Here is a 20,622-nt window from a genome sequence, read left to right as displayed (position 1 = left end):
CCGGTCCGTCGGGGGCTCGGTGCTACTGCGGCGAGGCGGTGCGGCGGGTGAGCAGGAAGCCGCCGATGACGGCGATGCCGTAGAAGGCGAGGTCCACCGGGTGGCGGTCGGCGCGCCAGAGCGGCAGGGCGTCGCGGAGCAGGTCGCCGTACGGGGTGCCGTCCAGGTGGTGCAGGCGCAGCGTCTGGCCGAGCAGCTGGCCGAGGAGGAGCGCCCCGGCCGCCAGCAGCGCGCCCAGCGGGGGCAGCAGGAGGCTGCGGCCGCCGAGCCGGCCGAGCGGCCAGGCGACGGCCGCGGCCAGCGCGATGGCGAGCCAGCCGATGGCGCCCTCGACCCGGGCCGCGGCGGCGCCGTACGCGAGCGCGCCGGCCAGCATGGCGGCGAGGGCGGCCGTGACGGCGGCTGCGGTCCGGCGGCGGCGCGGCCGTTCGGCGGGCTCGGGGTGGTAACCGGCCACCGGCGTGCCGGGCATGCCGGGGGCGATGTAGCCCTCGGGCGTCTCGGGTTCGGGGGCCAGCGAGAAGTGCTGTGCCGTTCGTGGCCGTCCCGACTGGCCGTCAGCGCCCGGTTCGGGTGCGGTCATGGGCGTCGAATCCCCCCGGAAAGACTGTGAGCTGCCGAACGTTAGCAGCGCGCCGGGCCGGTCCGACAGGGTTTTCGATCACAGATCGGGCACGGAGCGCCGGGTCCGGCCAGGACCGGCGTGAGGGTGGCCGGGGGCCGGGTGGTCGAGGACACACGGGACAGGGGATGATGGAGGCTTGGCGTTCTGGCCCGGCGTCGGGCCGACGCGCAGTCACCTCGACCGGCCAGCACCATATGGGGGAACGTTCCGAATGACCCAGGCGCAGGGTTCCACCGGCCGCCTCCTGGCCGGACGCTACCGGTTGGAGGCGGTGCTCGGCCGCGGCGGCATGGGCACCGTCTGGCGTGCCGAGGACGAGATGCTCGGCCGGATCGTCGCGGTCAAGGAACTGCGGATGAACGGCAGCGTCGAGGAGGACGAGAAGCACCGGCTGATCGTCCGGACGCTGCGCGAGGCCAAGGCGACGGCCCGGATCCGGCACAACTCGGCGGTCACCGTCTTCGACGTGGTCGAGGAGGACGACCGGCCGTGGATCGTCATGGAGCTGGTCGAGTCCCGCTCGCTGGCCGACGTGATCAAGGAGGACGGCCCGCTGGCTCCCGCCCGGGCCGCCGAGATCGCGCTCGACGTGCTGGGCGTGCTCAGCGCCGCGCACGCCCACGGCATCCTGCACCGCGACGTGAAGCCGTCCAACGTGCTGATCGGCGAGGACGGCCGGGTGGTGCTCACCGACTTCGGCATCGCCAGCGTGGAGGGGGACGCCTCGGTGACCTCCACGGGCATGCTGGTCGGCGCGCCGTCGTACATATCCCCGGAGCGGGCCCGCGGGCAGAAGCCCGGCCCGCCGGCCGACCTCTGGTCGCTGGGCGGCACGCTGTACGCGATGGTCGAGTGCCGGCCGCCGTACGACCGGGGCTCGGCGCTGGCCACCCTGACCGCGGTGATGACCGAGGAGCTCAGCCCGCCGCTGAACGCCGGGCCGCTGCTGCCGGTGATCGAGGGGCTGCTGGCGAAGGACCCGGCCGAGCGGCTGGACGCCTCGCAGACCCGGTCGATGCTGAAGCGGGTGGTGGCCGACGCCACCGCGCGGGCGGAGTCGACCACCGAGCACGCGATGCCGGTGAAGGAGTCGGGGAAGTCCGCGGCGAAGGCGGCGGACGAGCCGGCGCAGGCCCCGGCCGAGCCGAAGGCGAAGCGGTCGGTCGGCGGGCTGCTCGGCACCGTCCGGGTCGGCAGCCGGGCCGCGGACGCCGGGAACGCGGGCACCGCCGGGACGGCCGCGACGGCCGGTTCCGACGGCTCCGGCTCCGGCGGCTCCGCCGGGAGTGCCGGGAGCGCCGGGGAGGCGGCCGTCGCGCAGCCGCCGGCCGAGGCCGGTGCGCCCGCGGCCGATCCGATCCGGCCGGTGACCAGCGAGTGGACGCTCGGCGCGACCCAGGCGGCCGGCGCGGACCCGCGCAACGGCCGCCGGCGGCTGGCCGTGGTCACCGCGGTGCTGGTGCTGGTGCTGATCGCCGGGGTGATCGCGGTGGTGCAGGCCCTCGGCAGCTCCGACGACCACTCGCCCAAGGGCGCGGGCAGCAGCGGACCGGTGGTGGCCACCACCTCCGCCGCCGGAGCCACCGGTGCCACCGAGAGCCAGACCGCCACGGCCCCGGCGGCTCCGGCCACCCCGGCGGGCGGCCCGGCCACGGGCACCCCGGGGACCGGCGGCCCGGCGGCGGCGCCCAGCAGCGCGGCGGCCCAGGCCCCGACACCGCCCGCGCAGCCGGCCACCCCGGCCGCCACCCCGGCCCCCGCCGCGACGACCCCGGCCGCACCGGCCGCTCCGGCCGTGCCCGCCGGGTTCCACGAGTACAAGGACCCGTCCGGCTTCTCGGTGGCGCTGCCCGACGGGCTGCAGCCCACCGGAACGGACCCCAACCGCCGCATCTTCAAGAGCGCCAACGGCAGCCAGCTGCGGATCGAGTGGACCACCACGCCCGGCCCGAGCGCCGTCGCCGACTGGCAGGAGTCCGAGCCCGCGATCCGCGGTCAGGTCAGCAACTACCAGCGGGTGAACCTGTCGGCGATCACCTACCGGCAGTGGACCAACGCGGCGGACTGGGAGTGGACCAACGGCACGCCCAAGATGCACTCGCTCAACCGGGGCTTCGTCACCGGCACCCCGGCCAAGTACGGCTACTCGATCTACTGGATCGTGCCGGACGCGGACTGGGCGGCGCAGGCGGGCATCCGGGACGTCGTGTTCAGCACCTTCCAGCCCGCGCCGTAGCCCGACGCCGTCCGGGAGCTCAGCCGATCAGGCGCTGCTTGGCGCGGCTGAACTCGTCGGCGGTGAGCGCACCGGAGGCGTGCAGGGCGGCCAGCCGCTCCAGCTGGTCCAGCAGTTCGGCGCCGGAGGCGGCAGGGGCGGCGGGAGCGGCGGCCGGCCCGGCCTGCACCTGCTGGACGGCGTTGCGGGCCAGCCGGGCGGCCGCCCGGACCTGCTCGGCGAACACCTCGGCCTTGACCACGTCCTCGAACCGGTGCGAGCCGGTGAGGGCGACCACCAGCAGCACCTCGCCGTTGATCCGGGTCCGGGTGACGGTCGCGTCGGTCACCGCGGACAGCGGAACCGGGACGGGCGGCTTGCCGTCCTTCAGGAAGAGCAGCCGGTGGGTGGTGAGGACCAGCACGCCCTTGCGGAAGTGGTCGGGGTGGCGTCCGGCCGTCGAGGCGACCGGCTTCTCGTCGGGTGCGACGCTCGCCTCGACGGTGCGCAGGGCCGTGGCCCGGGTGTCACTGCTGCTGTTGCCGGCCACGTCGAAGGCCGCATCGATCAGATCGGTCCAGTCCATGGACCGAGCCTAATGCGGCGCGCCGACTAGGCTGGGGCGCGAGCGAGAGGAACACGCATGCGAGCGGGCCCGGGGCAGGTGCTGGCGGGGCGTTACCGGCTGACGGACCGTCCGGATCTGCTGCACGCCTCCGCCGTGGACGAGCGGACCGGTGAGGCCGTCCGGTTGCACGGCCTGGAGCTTCCCGCGGTGCTGACCGGTGGTCAGGACCCGGACGAGCCGGTGCCCGAGCAGGCGGAGCGGCTGGTCCGCCGGGTGGCGGCGGCCGGATCCGCGGCTCCGGTGCACCCCAGGCTGCTGCAGGGGAGCGGCGTGTTCGCCGACGGCGAGCTGCTGTGGACGGTCGAGGAGCAGCCGGCCGGGGTTCCGCTGGCCGAGCTGGCCGGGGCCGGGCCGGTGCCGCCGTACCGGGCCGCCGAGCTGGCGGCCGACCTGGCCGGCGCGCTGCGGGCGCTGCACGAGGCGGGGCTCACGCACGGCAATCTGACCGCGGGTTCGGTGGTGGTCTGCGAGGACGGCGCGGCGATGCTGGGCGGCCTGCTCCCGGGGGTGGCCGAGGAGGCGCTGGCCGAGGAGCTGGGCGGGCCCGGCGGGCGCCGCCGGTACGAGGTGCGGGCCACCCTGGTCGGCCCGGTGGCGGAGCGCTGGCCGCTGGACGGCGGTCCGGCGGGTGACTGCTGGGCGCTGGGCGTGCTGGTCCAGCGGCTGGTGACCGGCCGTTCGCCGTTCCCGGACCGGGACGTGCCGGAGCTGGTGACGGCGGTGCGGGACGGCCGGCGGGAGCCCTCGACGGTGTGCGGGCCGCTGGCGCCGCTGGTGGAGCGGCTGCTGCAGCCGGATCCGGCGCTGCGGCCGACCGCGGCCGCGGTCCGGCGGGAGCTGGCGGACCTGCTGGCGGGTGCGCCGGAGCCGGCCGACGAGGAGCGGGCGGCGCGGGCCCTGGCGCTGCGGCCGGAGGGGCCGCTGGTGCCGATGACGCCGCGCCGGCGCGGCCGGGGCGGGCCGTCCGGGGAGGCGGTGGCGGCGCCGGACCGGCGGCCGTTGATACCTCCGGCGCTGCTCGGGCCGGTGCTGGTGGGCGGGGTCTTCCTGCTGCTGGTGCTCGGGGTGGCGGCCGTGGTGCTGTTCGCGGGCTGATGTTCGCAGGCTGACGGTGCCCTCGGGGCCGGTTCGGCCGGTCCGGTGGGCGGGGGAGATTACCGGGGTGCGGGCACTGCGCCTAATGTGTGCGTGGGATCTGTTCGAAAAGTGGTCTGCACCGGGCCCTCCGTCGCGGTGACGGCAGGTGGATGAGGGGGAGCGGTCGCCGATGGGCGTGCAGGACCGGCCGGAGGCGGCCGAGGCGGAGCGGCTGCTGGCCGGACGCTACGAGCTGGGTGACCGGTTGGGCCGGGGCGGCATGGGCACGGTCTGGCGCGCCTGGGACCGGATGCTGGACCGCGAGGTCGCGGTCAAGGAGCTGACCGTCAACCACCTCCCCGAGGAGGACCTGCAGATCCTGCACGCCCGGATGAAGCGGGAGGCCAGCGCGGCCGCCCGGATCAAGCACCCCGGCGTGATCACCGTGCACGACGTGCTGGAGCACGACGGCCGGCCGTGGATCGTGATGGAGCTGGTCGACGGCCGCTCGCTGGCCGACGTGATCAGCCAGGACGGCACCCTGCAGCCGCGCGCCGCCGCCGAGGTCGGCAGCCAGGTGCTGGCGGCCCTGCACCGGGGCCACCAGCTGGGCGTGCTGCACCGGGACGTGAAGCCGGCCAACGTGCTGCTGGAGCGCGGCACCGGGCGGGTGGTGCTGCTGGACTTCGGCATCGCGAAGTACGAGGGCTCGACCGAGCTGACCCGGCCGGGTGACCTGGTCGGCTCGCCGGACTACCTGGCGCCCGAGCGGGCCCAGGGCGAGCGTCCCGGCCCGGCCTCCGACCTGTGGGGCCTCGGCGCGACGCTGTACGCGGCGGTGGAGGGCCAGTCGCCGTTCCGCCGGGACTCGCCGATCACCACCCTGGCCGCCGTGGTCGCCGACCCGCTGCCGGAGTCGCGCCGGGCCGGCGCGCTGGGGCCGGTGCTGGCCGCGCTGATGGCCAAGGACCCGGCCGACCGGCCGACCGCGGACGAGGCGGCCCGGCTGCTGGCCGAGGTGCAGGCCGGGCACACCATGGGCTTCAAGCCGGTCGCGCCGGTGAAGACGCCGACCCAGTCGGTGCCGGTGGTCGACCGGACCGGTGAGCCGTCCGGCCCGGCCCCGGCCGAGGCCGCGGAGCCGCCGACCGGGCCGACCGTGCCGCAGCAGCGGCCGCCGGCCACCGTGGCGGACGTTCCGGGCGCGCCCGTGCCCGTGCCCGTGCCCGCGCCGGCGTCCGTCGCGGTCGCGGGGGCGCCCACCGGGCCGGTCACGCCGGTGTCGCACCCCGTCGCGCCCGCGCGCGGACCGGCCGCGCGCCGCAACGCCCTGCGGATCGCCGCGGTCGGGCTGGCCGTCGCCGTGGTGGCCACCGGGGCGACCTTCCTGGCCACCCGGCACCACGCGACCCCGGTCGCCGACCCCACCCCGACGGCCAGCCCGGAGCCGACCAACGACGCGAGCCCCGAGCCGGCGGCGCCCAGCGGTTACCACTGGGTCGACGACCCGGCCGGCTTCCGCTTCCCGCTGCCCTCGGGCAGCCCGGTCTGGCAGCGCACCGCCACGTCCGACAACCAGATCTACTACAGCCCCGACAACAAGGCGCACTACCTGCAGTTCGCCGTCACCGTCGGGCAGTCGGTCAAGCCGCTGGACCACATGCGGCAGATGGAGACCACCGTCTCCAAGTCGCTGAAGGACTACAAGCAGCACAAATTGACCAGCGTCGCGGTGAACGGCCACGAGGCGGCCGTCTGGGAGTTCAGCTACGCCGCCCAGGGCGGCGGCCGGCGGCGGGCGGTCGAGGCCGAGTTCATCGACGACGACGGCACCAGCTACGCGATCTACTCGTCCAGCCCGGAGCGGGGCAACGAGTGGAACGAGGCCGAACAGCGCTTCAGCGCGGTGCTCCACTACTTCACGCCGACCCGCTGACCCGGGGCGCCCGCATTCGCCCGGCGGCGGCAGATTCTTGTTACCCACGGGTACCGAACCGGCCGCCGAGCGCCTAGGCTGCGCCGTATGTCGGACCTCACAGCAGACGCAGTGGCCACCGAACGCTCCGCGACCGGTAACCCCGCCGCCCCCGGCGGCGGCCGCACCGTCGCCGCGGCCGTCCCGTCGTCGCTGGTCGCCCGCCTGGCCGGCGGCATCACCGCGACCGGCGAACCCAGCCTGGTGGAGACCGTCGCCCCGCTGACCGGCGAGCGGCTGGCCGGCCTGCCGCAGTCCACCCCGGCCGACGTCGAGGTCGCGTACGAGCTGGCCCGCCGCGCCCAGCCGGCCTGGGCCGCGCTGCCGGTGCGCCGCCGCGCCGCCGTCCTGCTGCGCTTCCACGACCTGCTGCTCAAGCGCCAGGACGAGGTGCTCGACCTGATCCAGGCCGAGACCGGCAAGGCCCGGCTGCACGCCTTCGAGGAGGTGCTGGCGGTCGCCATGGCCGCCCGGCACTACGGCCGCGCCGCGCACGGCTACCTGCGCGACAAGCGGCGCGGCGGCGCGCTGCCGGTGCTCACCCAGGCGGTCGAGGCCCGCCGGCCCAAGGGCGTGGTCGGGCACATCTCGCCGTGGAACTACCCGCTGGAGCTCTCCATCGGCGACGCGCTGCCCGCCTTCGTGGCCGGCAACGCCGTGGTCAACAAGCCGGACACGCAGACAGCGCTGACCGCGCTCTGGGCCCGCGAGCTGCTGGTCGAGGCCGGGCTGCCGGCCGACCTGTGGCAGATCGTGGTCGGCGACGGCCCGGTGATCGGCCCGGCCGTGGTCGAGCACGCCGACTACGTCTCGTTCACCGGCTCCACCCGCACCGGCCGCGAGGTGGCCCAGCGCGCCGCCGCCCGGCTGGTCGGCGCCTCGCTCGAACTCGGCGGCAAGAACGCCCTGCTGGTGCTCGCCGACGCCGACCTCGACCGGGCCGCCGAGGGCGCCGTCCGGGCCTGCTTCTCCTCGGCCGGGCAGCTCTGCATCTCGATCGAACGGCTGCTGGTGCACCGCTCGGTGGCGGACGAGTTCCTGGCCAGGTTCGCCGCGCGCACCCGCGCGCTGCGGCTCGGCGGCGGCCTCGCGTACGGCGCCGACATGGGCTCGCTGGTCTCCGTCCGGCAGCTGGACGCCACCACCCGGCACGTGGACGAGGCGGTCAAGGCCGGTGCCACCGTGGTGGCCGGCGGCCGGGCCCGGCCCGACCTCGGCCCCTTCTTCTACGAGCCGACCATCCTGGACGGCGTCACCCCGGAGATGGCGGTCTGCGCCGAGGAGACCTTCGGCCCGGTGGTCTCGGTCTACCGCTTCGACACCGAGGAGGAGGCGGTGACCGCCGCCAACTCGACCCCGTACGGCCTGAACTCCAGCGTCTGGACGAAGGACGTGCGGCGCGGCCGGGCGGTCGCGGCCCGGCTGCGCACCGGCACGGTCAACGTCAACGAGGCCTACGCGGCCGCGTACGGCTCGGTCGCCTCGCCGATGGGCGGCATGGGCGAGTCCGGGCTCGGCCGGCGGCACGGCGCCGAGGGACTGCTGCGCTTCACCGAGGCGCAGACCATCGCCAGCCAGCGGCTGATGCCGCTCGCGCCGTCGTTCGGGCTGGACGACCGGCAGTTCGCCGCGGTGTTCACCGGCGGTCTGCGGGTGCTGAAGGCGCTGCGGTTCAAGTAGGCCGTTCCGTCCGGCCGTTCCCGTTCGTCCGGCTTCCCTGTGGTTCCCGTGGTTCCCGAAGTCCCGTAGTCCCGAAGTCCCGTAGTTCCCGAAGGAGCAGTGGCACATGGTGGGGTCCCGCGATGAGGCGGAGTTCGACTACGACGTGGTCGTGATCGGCTCGGGCTTCGGTGGTTCGGTCTCCGCGCTGCGGCTGGCCGAGAAGGGCTACCGGGTCGCCGTGCTGGAGGCCGGCCGCCGGTTCGAGCGCGACGAACTGCCCAGGAACTCCTGGGACCTGGCCAAGTACCTGTGGGCGCCGAAGCTCGGCCTGTACGGCATCCAGCGGATCCACCTGCTGGCCAACGTGCTGATCCTGGCCGGCGCCGGGGTCGGCGGCGGTTCGCTGAACTACGCCAACACCCTGTACGTGCCGCCGAAGCCGTTCTTCGAGGACCGCCAGTGGGCGCACATCACCGACTGGCAGGAGGAGCTGGCGCCGTTCTACGACCAGGCGCAGCGGATGCTCGGCGTCCGGCTCAACCCGACCGTCACCCCGTCCGACGTCCACCTCAAGGCGGCCGCCGAGCAGATGGGGGTCGGCGACACCTTCCACATGGCGCCGGTCGGGGTCTTCTTCGGTGACGGCAAGGACGCCGAAGGCTGCGCCAAGGCGGCGCCCGGCGACGAGATCGCGGACCCGTACTTCGGCGGGGCCGGCCCCGCCCGACGGGCCTGCGTGGAGTGCGGCGAGTGCATGACCGGCTGCCGGCACGGCGCCAAGAACATGCTCACCGAGAACTACCTCCACCTGGCCGAGCGCCTCGGGGCGGAGATCCACCCGCTCACCACGGTGGCCCGGATCCGCGAGTACGCCGTGGCCGACGGGACGCAGGGCTTCAAGGTGGACGTCCGCCGGACCGACGCCCGCTCGACCACCGACCCGGTGAAGGCGGGGGCGCGGACCATCACCGCGGCCCGGGTGGTGGTCGCGGCCGGCACCTACGGCACCCAGTCGCTGCTGCACCGGATGCGCGACGGCGGCCACCTGCCGCGGATCTCCGGCCGGCTGGGCGAGCTGACCCGGACCAACTCCGAGGCGCTGGTGGGCGCGCAGACCACCGACCGGCGGTACGGCACCCGGGCGGACTTCACCAAGGGCGTCGCGATCACCTCCTCGATCCACCCGGACGCGAACACCCACATCGAGCCGGTCCGCTACGGCAAGGGCTCCAACGCGATGGGCGCGCTGTCGATCGCGCAGGTCACGGGCGGCGGCAGGGGCCCGCGCTGGCTGCGCTACCTGGGCAACTCGGTGCGGCACCCGGTGACCTTCGCCCGCTCGATGAACCAGCGCCGCTGGTCGGAGCGGACGATCATCGGCCTGGTGATGCAGTCGCTGGACAACTCGATCACCGTCTCGCTGAAGAAGGGCGCGCTCGGCAGGAGCCGGCTGACCTCCGCCCAGGGCCACGGCGAGCCCAACCCGACCTGGATCCCGGCCGCCGAGCAGGGCGCCCAGGCGCTGGCCGACGAGATCAACGGCTTCGCGGGCAGCACCGTCGGCGAGATCTTCGACATCCCGATGACCGCCCACTTCCTCGGCGGCTGCCCGATCGGCGACTCCGCCGACACCGGCGTGGTCGACCCGTACCACCGGCTCTACGGGCACCCCGGGATCAGCGTGGTGGACGGCTCGGCGGTCTCCGCCAACCTCGGGGTGAACCCCTCGCTGACCATCACGGCGCAGGCCGAGCGGGCCCTGTCGATGTGGCCGAACAAGGGCGAGGAGGACCGGCGTCCGGCCCCGGGCGAGGCGTACCGGCGGGTCGAGCCGGTCGCGCCGGTGCGCCCGGCGGTGCCCGAGGGCGCCTTCGGCGCGCTGCGGCTGCCGCTGCTGGCCGTCCCCGAGGTGCCGAAGAAGCGTGACGCGCAGGACTCCTGAGGCTCCGTCGGCCGGGCCCGGCGGTGCGTCCGGGCCGGTTGACAGCCGTCCGCGCACGATGGGATAAACGGGCTCCCTGGGGGGACCAGGGACATGCCGTCTCAGGGGGGATCACGGCCTATGGCCATCTGCGCATCGTGCGGCGCGGCTTCGGCGGACGGGGCGGCCGGCTGCGCCTCGTGCGGACGGCCGCCGGTACCGCCTCCGCCGGCGGGAGCCCCGCCCGTTCCCGCCGCCGCGCCGTTCGCCGTACCGCCCCCGCCGCCCACCGCGCCTCCGGCCACCGCGCCGCCAGCCGCACCGCCCACCGTCCCGCCCGTGGCGGGCCGTTGGGGCGCCGGCACGCCGTACGACCCGGCCGCCGGGCGGCCCGTCGTGCTGCGCCGGCTCACCGTCGAGGACTGGTACCCGGCGCTCAGGGCGGTGATCGCGCCGACCGCGGTGCTGCTGCTCGCGGCGCTGTTCGCGGCGATCCCGGACGACTACGAGTTCGCCTTCGCGGAGCCGCCCGGCTTCGGCGACCGCTTCGGCACCGCCCTGGCGATGTCCCTGGGCGCGCTCGGAGCCCCCTTCCGGCTGGGCCTCACCGGCACCGGCGGGGTGTTCGGCCGGGCCGCCGCGGAGATCCAGGTGCGGGCGGTGCCGATGACGGTCACCGTGCTGTGGCTGTTCGCGCTCTGGCTCGGCCTGCGCTCCGGCGTCCGCCTCCGGCAGGCCCGCACCGGTGCGCAGCCGACCCGGGGGCAGGCGGCCGGCGAGGCGCTGCGCACCGCCCTGGTGGTGGCCGCCGTGACCCTGCTGACCGGCCTCGTCGGCGGAGCGACCTGGTACCCGGACGGCGGCCGGGGAGCGGGGACCGGCCGGTACTCCGGCGGCCTGCTGTACGGCTCGGAGTCGGGCTGGCCGGAGGCGGTCGGCTGGAGCGCCCTGCTGGCCGGGCTGCTCGCCTTCGCCGTGTACGGGACGGACGCGCTGCGCTGGGCGGCGTGGCGCAACCGCGCGGTGCGCGGCTGGGCGGTGGCCGGGCTGACCGCGGGCCGGTCGGCGGCCGTCTCGGTGGGCCTGGCCTCGCTGGTCGGGTTCGTCCTGGTCGCCGTGCAGGACGAGGGCTGGGCGACCGGTGCCTCGGTGGCGTTCCTGCCGAACCTCGGCCTGGTCCTGCTCGGCCTGGGCTCGGGCGCGACCGTCCGGGCGCACGACGGCGCCCGCCCGTACGACGACGGCTACGGCGGCTACGGCCGGGGCGGCCGCCCGGACGACGAGTTCTCGCTCTTCGACCTGCACGGCGCGAACGGTGAGTGGCGCTGGACCGTGCTGATCGCGGTGGCCGCGGCGGTCCACCTGGGCTGGACGGCGCACCGTCGCCGGCTGGACGCGGCGGACCGGATTCGGCTCGCCGCCGTGTCCGCCACCGGGTTCACCCTGCTGATGACCGTGGCCGGCTTCGTGGCGACGACGGGGGGCTCGGACGGCGCCGGCCGGAGCTCGCGGTCGGACGCCGTCCGGGAGTTCTCGGCCGGCCTGGACTTCGGCACGCTGCTGGCGGCCGACGTGGTGTGGGCGGCGGTCGGCGCGCTGGCGGTGCCGCCGCTGCTGGCGGCCGTGTTCAGGACCCCGGCCGGCGTTCCTGCGGGTGCGGTGCCGCCGCAGGGCGGGCCGTCCGGCGGTGCCGTTCTCGCGGGCGGGGCGCCGGAGCCGGGGGCGGCCGCCGGGCCGTACCTGCCGGGGCAGGGCGCCGGTCCGGTGGTGGGTGACGTGGTCGGCTCGGGCGAGGCGCCGCTGCCGCCCGGTGCCGCCGCGCCGGGGGCCGGTGCGGAGCCCCCGGTCGACCCGAGCGTCTGGCGCAAGCAGCCGTAGGGCGCGCGGCCCCGGACACGGCGCCCCGGGACCGGGCGCGCCGGACAGGGCGCCGGACAGGGCAAAGGGCCCCGCGGGGGAACGGGGCCCTTTGTCGCTCAGCACGCGGCGTCAGGGCTGCGCCGGTGCTGGGTTGACGGCGCCGGGGGAGGAGCGCCGTCCTGTCGGTTGGTCCGGGGGGCCGCGTCACCACGGCACCGGCGTGGGTGGGCCGGTCGCGCGGGGCGCGCACGCTCGCGGTGCGGCGGGCCGGCGCGCATGGCTGCACCGGGCCCTCGCTCACGGAGCGTGAGGTGATAATCGTTGCCACCGAGGGTGTCGGCGGCACCGGGACGGGCCTCCACGGTCGGCCTTCGGCCACCGGGAGAACCTCTTCCACGCAGCATCGTGCTGGACGGAGGGCTTGCTCTGCAACCGATTCGGCATGATTCGGCACAGTCCATTTTCGGCCCGGCCGGTGCGGTGCACTCTCCCCGGAGCCGTCCGGGGGCCGTCGGGGACGTCCGGGCAGGCCGGTTCGATGATCACGGTGCGTAGTGATGATGGCCGGAGCGCACGGGGACGCGCGTAGCGGCGCGGGACGGTGGACTTGTGCGCCGGGGTCGCGCCGGGGTCGCGCCGGGGTGCGGCGGCCGGCCTCCGGGCGTCCCCGGGGGCCGGCCGCCCCACCTCCTTGGTCCAGTCGCGGCCGGGGTCGCTGTCCCCTGCTGTGCCGGCCGCTGCACCCGCGCACGGTCCCACGGCGCCCCGCTCCCGGCGGGGCCGGGGCCGCGGCGGCGCCACGCGCGCCGGTGGACTGGGATGAGCTCCACGCGTGGTCCTGCACGCCCGCACGTACGGCGCCCCTGCCGGGGCGGAGGCGGCGCACCTGGCGGGCGCGGCGCGGTCGTGCGGTCGTCAGAAGCAACGAACCGGCGGCCCGTACGGTCACGGTCTCCTGGACGTGCAGACGAGTGAAACCGGCCCGCCCGGTAGACTCGGTGCCAGACCCCCGCTCGTCGCCCGCCGCCGCCCCTCTCGGAGGAAGCGCTGCGCGACACCTTTCGTACCGCTGCCGGAAGGCCGTCTGTGTCCTCTGCTATTCCCGACCAGTCCGCACCCGAGACCGACACCGTCCTGGTCGTCGACTTCGGTGCCCAGTACGCCCAGCTCATCGCCCGCCGGGTGCGTGAGGCCCGGGTCTACAGCGAGATCGTGCCGAGCAGCATGCCGGTCGCCGAGATGCTCGCCAAGAACCCGAAGGCGATCATCCTCTCCGGCGGTCCGTCGTCGGTCTACGAGGAGGGCGCGCCGCAGCTCGACCGCGCGATCTTCGAGGCCGGCGTGCCGGTCTTCGGCATGTGCTACGGCTTCCAGCTGATGGCCAAGACGCTCGGCGGCACCGTCGACAACACCGGCGCCCGCGAGTACGGCCGCACCCCGCTGGCCGTCTCCCGCACCGGCTCGACCCTGTTCGAGGGCGTTCCGGCGCAGCACTCGGTGTGGATGTCGCACGGCGACGCCTGCTCGGCCGCCCCCGAGGGCTTCACCGTCACCGCGTCCACCGACGTGGTGCCGGTCGCGGCCTTCGAGAACGACGAGGCCCGGCTCTACGGCGTGCAGTACCACCCCGAGGTGCTGCACTCCGACCACGGCCAGCAGATCCTGGAGCACTTCCTCTACCGCGGCGCCGGCATCGCGCCGAACTGGACCACCGGCAACGTGGTCGACGAGCAGGTCGCGCTGATCCGTGCCCAGGTCGGCAACAAGCGCGCCATCTGCGGCCTCTCCGGCGGCGTGGACTCCGCGGTCGCGGCCGCCCTGGTCAACAAGGCCATCGGCGAGCAGCTGACCTGCGTCTACGTCGACCACGGCCTGATGCGCAAGGGCGAGACCGAGCAGGTCGAGAAGGACTTCGTCGCGGCCACCGGCGTCCAGCTGAAGGTCGTCGACGCGCAGGAGCGCTTCCTGACCGCGCTGAAGGGGGTCAGCGACCCCGAGGAGAAGCGCAAGATCATCGGCCGCGAGTTCATCCGGGTCTTCGAGCAGGCCCAGGCCGAGATCATCGCCGAGGCCGGCGAGCACGGCGAGTCGGTGGAGTTCCTGGTCCAGGGCACCCTGTACCCGGACGTGGTGGAGTCCGGTGGCGGTACCGGCACCGCCAACATCAAGTCCCACCACAACGTCGGCGGCCTGCCCGAGGACCTGCAGTTCCAGCTGGTCGAGCCGCTGCGCAAGCTGTTCAAGGACGAGGTCCGGATGGTCGGCCAGGAGCTCGGCCTGCCGGAGGAGATCGTCCAGCGCCAGCCGTTCCCGGGCCCGGGCCTGGGCATCCGGATCGTCGGCGAGGTCACCAGGGAGCGTCTGGACCTGCTGCGCGAGGCCGACGCCATCGCCCGCGAGGAGCTGACCGCGGCCGGCCTGGACCGCGAGATCTGGCAGTGCCCGGTCGTGCTGCTGGCGGACGTCCGCAGCGTCGGCGTCCAGGGCGACGGCCGCACCTACGGCCACCCGATCGTGCTGCGCCCGGTGTCCTCCGAGGACGCCATGACGGCCGACTGGTCGCGCCTGCCGTACGAGGTGCTGGCGAAGATCTCCACCCGGATCACCAACGAGGTCCGCGACGTCAACCGCGTGGTGCTGGACTGCACCAGCAAGCCGCCGGGCACCATCGAGTGGGAGTGATCACTCCCGGCCGGTTCTGACCGAACCGGTGTTGAACGGCCGCGCCGTCGTTTCCGTATTCAAGGGAACGGCGGCGCGGCCGTTCGCGGTGCAGCGGGCCAACCGGGTGGGACGTCCCACCGAAAGCGCTCACAACCGTGCAGAATGCGGACCGGACCTGTCAGGAACTGGCAGGCCGCGAGGGAAGGTGTGAGGGATGACGGAGGTCAGCAGCCCCGTGGAGGCCGGCGGCTCCGTGGAGACCGGCGGCGCGGTGGCGAGCGGTGCGGACCCGGACGGAAGAACCGGGCCGGCGGACCGGTACCGGGCCCTGGCCTCGCGGTACGCGCTGCTGCCGCTGCGGCTCTTCCTCGGCGTCACCTTCGTCTACGCGGCGCTCGACAAGCTCGCCGACAACCACTACCTGGCGGGCGCGGGCGACCCGGCCTCCTTCGTCTCGCAGACCCAGGCGGCCAAGGGCTCCAGCCCGATCTCCTTCCTGCTCGGCCTCGCCCTCGACGCGCCGACCCTGTTCGCGCTGGCCATCGCCTTCGGCGAGCTGGCGGTCGGCCTGGGCACCCTGCTCGGCCTCTGGGGCCGGCTCGCGGCCCTCGGCGGCGCGCTGATCAACCTGAGCCTCTGGCTGACCGTCAGCTGGAACGTCTCGCCGTACTACCTCGGCAACGACCTCGCCTACCTGATGGCCTGGACCCCGCTGGTGCTGGCCGGCACCCCCTACCTCTCGCTGGACGGCTACCTGGCCCGGCGGGCCGCCCGGGACCGCGCACGCGGGCTGCGCGAGGACCACGTCCGCCGGCGGTCGCTGGTCGACGGCGGCATCGCGGCCGTCGCCATGGGCGGGGCCGGCCTGCTCACCGGCTCGCTGACCGCCACCTTCGGGCGGGACAAGAAGGCGGCCGGCCCGTCCGCCGCCCCGGCCCCCGCCGGGAAGACGCCGGCCGGACCGCCGGTCTCGGTGGCCGCGGCGAGCGTCCCGGTCGGCGGCTCGGCCCAGGTCAAGGACCCGGCGACCGGGGACGCGGTCTACGTCGTCCAGCCGAAGGCCGGCCAGTACTGCGCCTTCTCCGGTCGGCACCGGCCGTCCGGCGGCTTCCGCCGCTCCGGCCGGCCTGGGCGCCGGCGGACCGGGTGGTGCGGGACCGAGTGCTTCCGGCCCGGGTGGGCGCGGCCGGAGTGGTTAACGGACACCCGGAGCGGGCAACGGCCCGGGTGTGAGGGACGACGTCACCGGATGTGGCGGAGGTGACCGAGATGGACGGACCCGCGTTGAGCGGCCGGGAGCGGCGGCTCCTGGAGGAGATCGAGTCCGATCTGCGCCAGGACACGCGCCTGGACCGCCGGTTGAGCACGATGGGGGCCAAGCAGCCGAGCCGGTTCCGGACCGGGCTGCGTCGCGTGGGCGAGAAGCTGCCACCCGGTGTGCTGATGACCGCGCTGGTGATGTCGGTGATCTGCCTCAGCGTCGGCGTGCGCACCCCGACCACGCCCGTGCTGGTCGCGGTGGCCCTGGTCTGGGCGCTCAGTGTGGCGGCCGCCGTCGGTGCGGCGGCCCTGCTGCGCCGACGCCGTCCGGGGCGGTCCGCCGAACTGGGGGAGATCGACCTCCTCGGCGGCGACGACCGTACCCGCCGCCCGCGCCGGGACCGCGGGGAACGCCGTCCCTGGGACCAGCCGGAGGCGTGAGTGCCATGACGACCGACCTGTGGGAGTACCGTCCGGGCTCCCATCACGCCACCGATCTGAGCCTGGCCGGCTACGAGGTGGAGGCGACCGACGGACCGCTCGGCCGGGTCGAGCAGGACGTCGGCGACCACCTGGTGGTCGACGCCGGACCGTGGGTGCGGGGCACCCGCCTGCTGGTCCCGGTGGGGCTGGTGGCCCGGATCGACCACCTCGAACTGGTGGTCCACCTGGACTGCCCGCGCGCCCGGGTCCGTTCCGCCCCGCCGCCCGCCGCCTCCGAACTGACCGCCCTCGGCCGCTCCATGCTGGACGACCACTACACGGGGTGAGCCGTGGTGAAGCTCGTCGCGCTCACCGGCCGGACGGTGGCCTTCCTGGTCGCGCCCAAGGGCGTCGAGCAGGCCGAACTGACCTCCCCCTGGCAGGCGGTGGCCGAGGCCGGCGGCACACCCCGGCTGGTCTCCACCCGCCCCGGCCGGGTGCAGGCGTTCCGGCACCTGGACCGCGCCGACACCTTCCCGGTGGACGACGTGGCCGCCGAGGCGGACGCCGCGCACTACGACGCCCTGGTCCTGCCCGGCGGTGTCGCCAACCCCGACCACCTGCGGATGGACCCGGCCGCGGTGGCGTTCGTCCGCGCCTTCTGCACCTCCGGCACGCCGGTCGCGGTGATCTGCCACGGACCGTGGACGCTGGTGGAGGCCGACGTGGTCCGCGGGCGGACCCTCACCTCCTGGCCGAGCATCCGCACCGACCTGCTCAACGCCGGCGCCCACTGGGTCGACGAGGAGGTCCACGTCTGCCGCGACGGGCCGGGGGTCCTGATCTCCAGCCGCAAGCCGGCCGACCTCCCGGTCTTCGACGACACCCTGGTGACGGAGTTCGCCCAGGCCCCGCCCGCGAGATCGCGCCCGCCCTGGCCCACCGCCCACGAGCCCGTCCCCTCCCGCCACGCCCGGTGACGCCGCTCGGCCTGGTACGGGCCCTGGGCCGCCCGCCCTCCGAGGCGGGGTGACGAACCGTCAATGTCCGGTTGCCTCAGCGGGATTCAGTCTCCGCGTAGCCGGACGAAGGTCGCCGTGGGCGGCCGTCCGGTGACCGTCACCTCGGCCCGCAGCAGGGCGGTCAGCGGCCGGATGCTCCCGTGGTCCGGATCGCGCACCGGCTCGCCGAGCCTCCCCTCGACCGCCTCCGCCACCTGCCGGGCCTGCACCGGCGCCAGCTGCGGGGTGGAGAGCAGCACCCGGTCGTCGTCCAGTTCCAGGACCACGGCCCGCGGCCGGGCCGCCGTCCCGACCACGGCCTTGACGGTCGCGTCGACGGTTTCGCTGCGCCGGTACTTGACCCAGACCTGGCCGGCGCGGCGCGGACGGTAGGCGGAGCCGGCGGCCTTGCAGACCAGTCCCTCCACGCCGGTGTCGGCGAGCTGCTCCATCCAGGTCAGCGCCTCGGTCCGGTCGGTGGTCGCCATCACCGGCTGGATCGGCGGCGGGACGTCGGCGAGCGCCCCCAGGAGCAGCCGACGCCGGTCGGCGAGCGGCAGCCGCCGGACGTCACGCCCGGGCAGCGCCAGGACGTCGAAGGCGATCAGCCCCAGTGCGGTGTCGTCCGCCGCGCGGGCCTGCCGGGTGCGCAGCAGCTGCTCGAAGGCGAACCGCCCGTTGCGCCAGGCGACCAGCTCCGCGTCGAGCACCAGCCCGGCCGGCAACCGGGCGACGGCGGCGGCGATCGGCGGGAACTCGCCGGAGAGGTCCCGCCCGGACCGTGACTGGAGGTACGGCGGGCGGTCCCCGCGTGCGAACGCCACGCAGCGGAAGCCGTCCAGCTTCAGCTCGTACAGCACGCCCGAGCCGCCCAGCCCGTCCGGCGGGGGGACGGTGGGGACGGCGGCCGGGCGCATCACCTCGACGGGCGGGTCCAGGACGAGGGGGCTGCGGGCGCTCGTACGTGCCCGGGGGCGCTCGGGCCCGGGTTCGGACTCGGGTTCGGGTTCGGGTTCGCGTGCGGCCTCGGGCACGGGTGACGGTGCGGACGGCAGGGGGCGGGCCCGGCCGGGGTCGAGCAGCGGGGCCAGCAGGTCACCCGACTCCGCGAGCCGCCCGGGGACGTCGGCGATCGTGAAGACCAGGTCCTCCTCCGACCGGGCCCGCTCCAACTCGTCCCAGGAGACCGGCGTGGACACCGTCGGCCGCGGGCGCGCCCGCACGGTGTACGGCGCGGCGGTGGTCTTCCTGGCGTTGTTCTGCGACCAGTCGACCAGCACCCGGCCGGTGCGCCGCACCTTCGCCATGGTGTGCACGACCAGGTCCGGGTGGGCCGCCTCCAGCCCGGCTGCGAGCGCTTTCGCGTACGCGGAGACCCGGGTGCTCGGCGTCGGCTCCAGCGGCACCAGCAGGTGCAGCCCCTTGGAACCCGAGGTCTTCGCCCAGCAGCCCAGCCCGTCCGCCGCCAGCCGCTCGCGCAGCAGGAGGGCCACCGTCCGGCAGGTCAGCACCGACGCGCCCTCGCCCGGGTCGAGGTCCAGCACCAGCCGGTCGGCCAGCCCGGGCGCGGCGGCGTGCCACTGCGGCACGTGCAGCTCCAGACAGCCCAGGTTGGCCGCCCAGAGCAGCGCCGCGCCGTCGTCCAGCACCACCTGGCGGAGGTCCCCGCCGCTGCTGGGCACCTCCACCGTGCGCACCCAGCGCGGCGTCCCGGCGGGCGGGTTCTTGGCGACGAACACCTCGCCCTCCACCCCGTCCGGGCAGCGCAGGAAGGAGACCGGCCGGTCCCGCAGGTGTGGCAGCAGGGCGGTGTGCACGGCCGCGTAGTAGCGCAGCACCTCGCCCTTGAGCGTGCCGGTGCGCGGGTAGTACACCTTGTCGAGGTGCGACAGGGCGAGCGTGCGCCCGTCCACCACCATCTGCGGCATGGCCGCCTCCGAGCTGCGCCGGTCCCCGCGCGGGTTCACGGGGCCCGCGCAGCCAGTCTGCCCGGCCGGCCGGCCCGGTGCCCTGTCGGTCGTCCGCCGGGCGGGGCGAGCAGGGGGACGAGCTCCTCGTCGGCGGCCCGGACGGCCGCCCGCAGGACCGGGTCGCCGGTCAGGCGGGCCGGCGCGCCGCTCACCCGGTCACCAGGGCGTGGGCCTCCGCGACCAGGTCCTCGACCCGGGCCCAGTCGACCGGGGCCACGTCCAGGCGGACGCCGATCCAGCCGCGGTGCCCGACGTACGGGGGCCGGAAGAAGCGCGCCGGGTCCTCGGCGATCAGGGACTCCTGGGCGCCGGCCGGGGCCGGGCACCAGAACGCCAGCCGGTCGTCGTGGTGGTGGTCGGCCAGCATCACGAACACCCGCGCCCGCCGGCCCGCCCCCGCGAACCACGTCGGCTCGCCGTGGCTGACCCGCTCCGCCACCTCGGGCAGCGCCAGGCAGACGGCCCGCAGCCGCTCGACGGGCGTCTCCCCGGGCGTCTCCTCGCGCGTCGCGGGCGCCTGCGCCGGGTGGGCGGCGGCTCGTGGCTGCCGGGGCACCGCGGGTCAGCCGGCCGCCGGGCGGGGCGCGCCCGGGTAGGTGCCGAAGTACCAGCGGTTGCCCTCCGGGTCGTCGGCGGCGAAGTCGCGCGAGCCGTAGTCGGTCTCGTGCAGGTCCATGGTGATCCGCGCCCCGGCGGCGACGGCACGGGCGTGCACCGCGTCCGGGTCGGCCGTGACCACGTAGGCGGTGAAGGTGCCCGGCCGCCCCGGCCAGGGGGCGGTTCCCTCGGGGTCGGGCCGGTCCGAGCCGAGCATCACGCCGCCGCCCTCGGGCCAGGCCAGTTCGGCGTGGGCGACCAGCTCGCCCTCCCCGTACGCGACGACCTCCTGGAAGCCGAAGGCGTCCGCCAGGAAGCGGATCAGCCCCCGGGCGTCACGGGCGCGCAGGCTGGGCCAGACCTGCGGGGCGGGAGTCTTGGTGTCCATGGCGGCAGTCCTCCTCCGAGCGGTGGTGGCGGCCCGGCGGCCGTCACCGCTCCCACTCTGGCGCCGCCGCACCCGCCCCGCCTTGGACGTTTCGGAACTTCGCCGCGTCCGGCCCCTCCTCCGCCAGCCACACGCTGGGCGCGCAGCCGGCCAGCGAACGGAACTCCCGGGCCAGGTGGGCCTGGTCGAAGTAGCCGCAGCGCGCGGCGAGCTCCGCCAGCCGGGGTGCCGGACCGGGCGCGCCCAGCAGGTGCCGCACCCGGTCGAAGCGGATCACCCGGGCGGCGGCCTTCGGGGTCAGCCCGGTCTCGCGCCGGAACCGGTCCTGGAGGTGCCGGCTGCTCCACCCGGTCTCC

16 protein-coding genes and 2 pseudogenes are annotated in these 20,622 nt (G+C 75.6%); 11 read left to right on the top strand and 7 right to left on the bottom strand.

The features are described from left to right. Nucleotides 1-22: 22 nt before the first annotated feature. Nucleotides 23-583, bottom strand: a complete 561-nt coding sequence (locus ABZ885_RS13125) for a hypothetical protein (RefSeq protein WP_360187122.1) — start codon at nucleotides 581-583, stop codon at nucleotides 23-25. Nucleotides 584-836: 253 nt separating this feature from the next. Here ABZ885_RS13125 and ABZ885_RS13120 point away from each other — a divergent pair, with 253 nt between their 5' ends. Further along, nucleotides 837-2,861: a serine/threonine-protein kinase gene (locus ABZ885_RS13120; protein ID WP_360187121.1), complete on the top strand. Its 2,025-nt coding sequence runs from the start codon at nucleotides 837-839 to the stop codon at nucleotides 2,859-2,861. A gap of 19 nt (nucleotides 2,862-2,880) precedes the next feature. Here the strand turns inward: ABZ885_RS13120 and ABZ885_RS13115 are convergent, their stop codons facing one another. After that, nucleotides 2,881-3,426, bottom strand: a complete 546-nt coding sequence (locus ABZ885_RS13115; protein ID WP_360187119.1) for an SHOCT domain-containing protein — start codon at nucleotides 3,424-3,426, stop codon at nucleotides 2,881-2,883. Nucleotides 3,427-3,483: 57 nt separating this feature from the next. On the opposite strand from ABZ885_RS13115, the gene ABZ885_RS13110 reads away from it, so the two are divergent. The 10 genes and pseudogenes from ABZ885_RS13110 to ABZ885_RS13065 all read left to right on the top strand — a co-directional run bounded on the left by ABZ885_RS13110 (nucleotide 3,484) and on the right by ABZ885_RS13065 (nucleotide 17,290). Continuing rightward, nucleotides 3,484-4,563 (top strand): protein kinase, encoded by a 1,080-nt coding sequence (locus ABZ885_RS13110; protein WP_360187117.1) that lies wholly within the window; start codon nucleotides 3,484-3,486, stop codon nucleotides 4,561-4,563. A gap of 172 nt (nucleotides 4,564-4,735) precedes the next feature. Beyond that, nucleotides 4,736-6,481, top strand: a complete 1,746-nt coding sequence (locus ABZ885_RS13105) for a protein kinase (RefSeq protein WP_360187115.1) — start codon at nucleotides 4,736-4,738, stop codon at nucleotides 6,479-6,481. 87 nt (nucleotides 6,482-6,568) lie between these two features. After that, complete coding sequence (locus tag ABZ885_RS13100; RefSeq protein WP_360187113.1) at nucleotides 6,569-8,200, top strand: succinic semialdehyde dehydrogenase; 1,632 nt, start codon at nucleotides 6,569-6,571, stop codon at nucleotides 8,198-8,200. 106 nt (nucleotides 8,201-8,306) lie between these two features. Beyond that, entirely contained in the window at nucleotides 8,307-10,124 is a 1,818-nt protein-coding gene (locus ABZ885_RS13095; protein WP_360187111.1) for a GMC family oxidoreductase, read from the top strand. Nucleotides 10,125-10,442: 318 nt separating this feature from the next. Then, nucleotides 10,443-11,981, top strand: a complete 1,539-nt coding sequence (locus ABZ885_RS13090) for a hypothetical protein (protein WP_360187109.1) — start codon at nucleotides 10,443-10,445, stop codon at nucleotides 11,979-11,981. Nucleotides 11,982-13,049: 1,068 nt separating this feature from the next. After that, on the top strand, nucleotides 13,050-14,645 hold the full coding sequence (gene guaA, locus ABZ885_RS13085) for a glutamine-hydrolyzing GMP synthase (protein WP_360187107.1): 1,596 nt from the start codon (nucleotides 13,050-13,052) through the stop codon (nucleotides 14,643-14,645). A 310-nt stretch (nucleotides 14,646-14,955) separates the two neighbouring features. Further along, a pseudogene (locus ABZ885_RS13080) lies at nucleotides 14,956-15,375 on the top strand (DoxX family membrane protein); the annotation flags it as partial. A gap of 521 nt (nucleotides 15,376-15,896) precedes the next feature. After that, nucleotides 15,897-16,328 (top strand): hypothetical protein, encoded by a 432-nt coding sequence (locus ABZ885_RS13075; protein ID WP_360187106.1) that lies wholly within the window; start codon nucleotides 15,897-15,899, stop codon nucleotides 16,326-16,328. Between the two features lie 5 nt (nucleotides 16,329-16,333). After that, nucleotides 16,334-16,657 carry a PRC-barrel domain containing protein gene (locus ABZ885_RS13070; RefSeq protein ID WP_360187104.1) on the top strand — a complete coding sequence of 108 codons (324 nt, stop codon included), beginning with the start codon at nucleotides 16,334-16,336 and terminating at the stop codon, nucleotides 16,655-16,657. A 3-nt stretch (nucleotides 16,658-16,660) separates the two neighbouring features. After that, nucleotides 16,661-17,290, top strand: coding sequence for a type 1 glutamine amidotransferase domain-containing protein (locus ABZ885_RS13065; protein WP_360187102.1), 630 nt, complete (start codon nucleotides 16,661-16,663; stop codon nucleotides 17,288-17,290). 86 nt (nucleotides 17,291-17,376) lie between these two features. On the opposite strand, the gene ABZ885_RS13060 is transcribed toward ABZ885_RS13065, so the two are convergent. The 5 genes and pseudogenes from ABZ885_RS13060 to ABZ885_RS13040 all read right to left on the bottom strand — a co-directional run. Further along, nucleotides 17,377-18,228, bottom strand: a complete 852-nt coding sequence (locus ABZ885_RS13060; RefSeq protein WP_360187138.1) for a DNA ligase — start codon at nucleotides 18,226-18,228, stop codon at nucleotides 17,377-17,379. A 132-nt stretch (nucleotides 18,229-18,360) separates the two neighbouring features. After that, nucleotides 18,361-19,239, bottom strand: a pseudogene (gene ligD, locus ABZ885_RS13055) (non-homologous end-joining DNA ligase); the annotation flags it as partial. A 190-nt stretch (nucleotides 19,240-19,429) separates the two neighbouring features. After that, nucleotides 19,430-19,837, bottom strand: coding sequence for an MmcQ/YjbR family DNA-binding protein (locus ABZ885_RS13050; protein WP_360187100.1), 408 nt, complete (start codon nucleotides 19,835-19,837; stop codon nucleotides 19,430-19,432). 6 nt (nucleotides 19,838-19,843) lie between these two features. Next, nucleotides 19,844-20,266, bottom strand: coding sequence for a VOC family protein (locus tag ABZ885_RS13045; RefSeq protein ID WP_360187099.1), 423 nt, complete (start codon nucleotides 20,264-20,266; stop codon nucleotides 19,844-19,846). A gap of 43 nt (nucleotides 20,267-20,309) precedes the next feature. Next, the coding region (locus tag ABZ885_RS13040) for a helix-turn-helix domain-containing protein (protein WP_360187097.1) at nucleotides 20,310-20,622 on the bottom strand (313 nt) is incomplete at its 5' end.

Source organism: Kitasatospora sp. NPDC047058, assembly GCF_040643935.1.
Taxonomy (GTDB): domain Bacteria; phylum Actinomycetota; class Actinomycetes; order Streptomycetales; family Streptomycetaceae; genus Kitasatospora.
Note: the sequence above shows the minus strand (reverse complement) of the source record. Positions and strands in the feature narration are given on the sequence as shown.

What these genes read in the sequence shown, in the direction of transcription:
- ABZ885_RS13125 (WP_360187122.1), bottom strand. Translation starts at nt 583, where the DNA reads ATGACCGCACCCGAACCGGGCGCTGACGGCCAGTCGGGACGGCCACGA.
- ABZ885_RS13120 (WP_360187121.1), top strand. Translation starts at nt 837, where the DNA reads ATGACCCAGGCGCAGGGTTCCACCGGCCGCCTCCTGGCCGGACGCTAC.
- ABZ885_RS13115 (WP_360187119.1), bottom strand. Translation starts at nt 3,426, where the DNA reads ATGGACTGGACCGATCTGATCGATGCGGCCTTCGACGTGGCCGGCAAC.
- ABZ885_RS13110 (WP_360187117.1), top strand. Translation starts at nt 3,484, where the DNA reads ATGCGAGCGGGCCCGGGGCAGGTGCTGGCGGGGCGTTACCGGCTGACG.
- ABZ885_RS13105 (WP_360187115.1), top strand. Translation starts at nt 4,736, where the DNA reads ATGGGCGTGCAGGACCGGCCGGAGGCGGCCGAGGCGGAGCGGCTGCTG.
- ABZ885_RS13100 (WP_360187113.1), top strand. Translation starts at nt 6,569, where the DNA reads ATGTCGGACCTCACAGCAGACGCAGTGGCCACCGAACGCTCCGCGACC.
- ABZ885_RS13095 (WP_360187111.1), top strand. Translation starts at nt 8,307, where the DNA reads ATGGTGGGGTCCCGCGATGAGGCGGAGTTCGACTACGACGTGGTCGTG.
- ABZ885_RS13075 (WP_360187106.1), top strand. Translation starts at nt 15,897, where the DNA reads ATGGACGGACCCGCGTTGAGCGGCCGGGAGCGGCGGCTCCTGGAGGAG.
- ABZ885_RS13070 (WP_360187104.1), top strand. Translation starts at nt 16,334, where the DNA reads ATGACGACCGACCTGTGGGAGTACCGTCCGGGCTCCCATCACGCCACC.
- ABZ885_RS13060 (WP_360187138.1), bottom strand. Translation starts at nt 18,228, where the DNA reads ATGCGCCCGGCCGCCGTCCCCACCGTCCCCCCGCCGGACGGGCTGGGC.
- ABZ885_RS13045 (WP_360187099.1), bottom strand. Translation starts at nt 20,266, where the DNA reads ATGGACACCAAGACTCCCGCCCCGCAGGTCTGGCCCAGCCTGCGCGCC.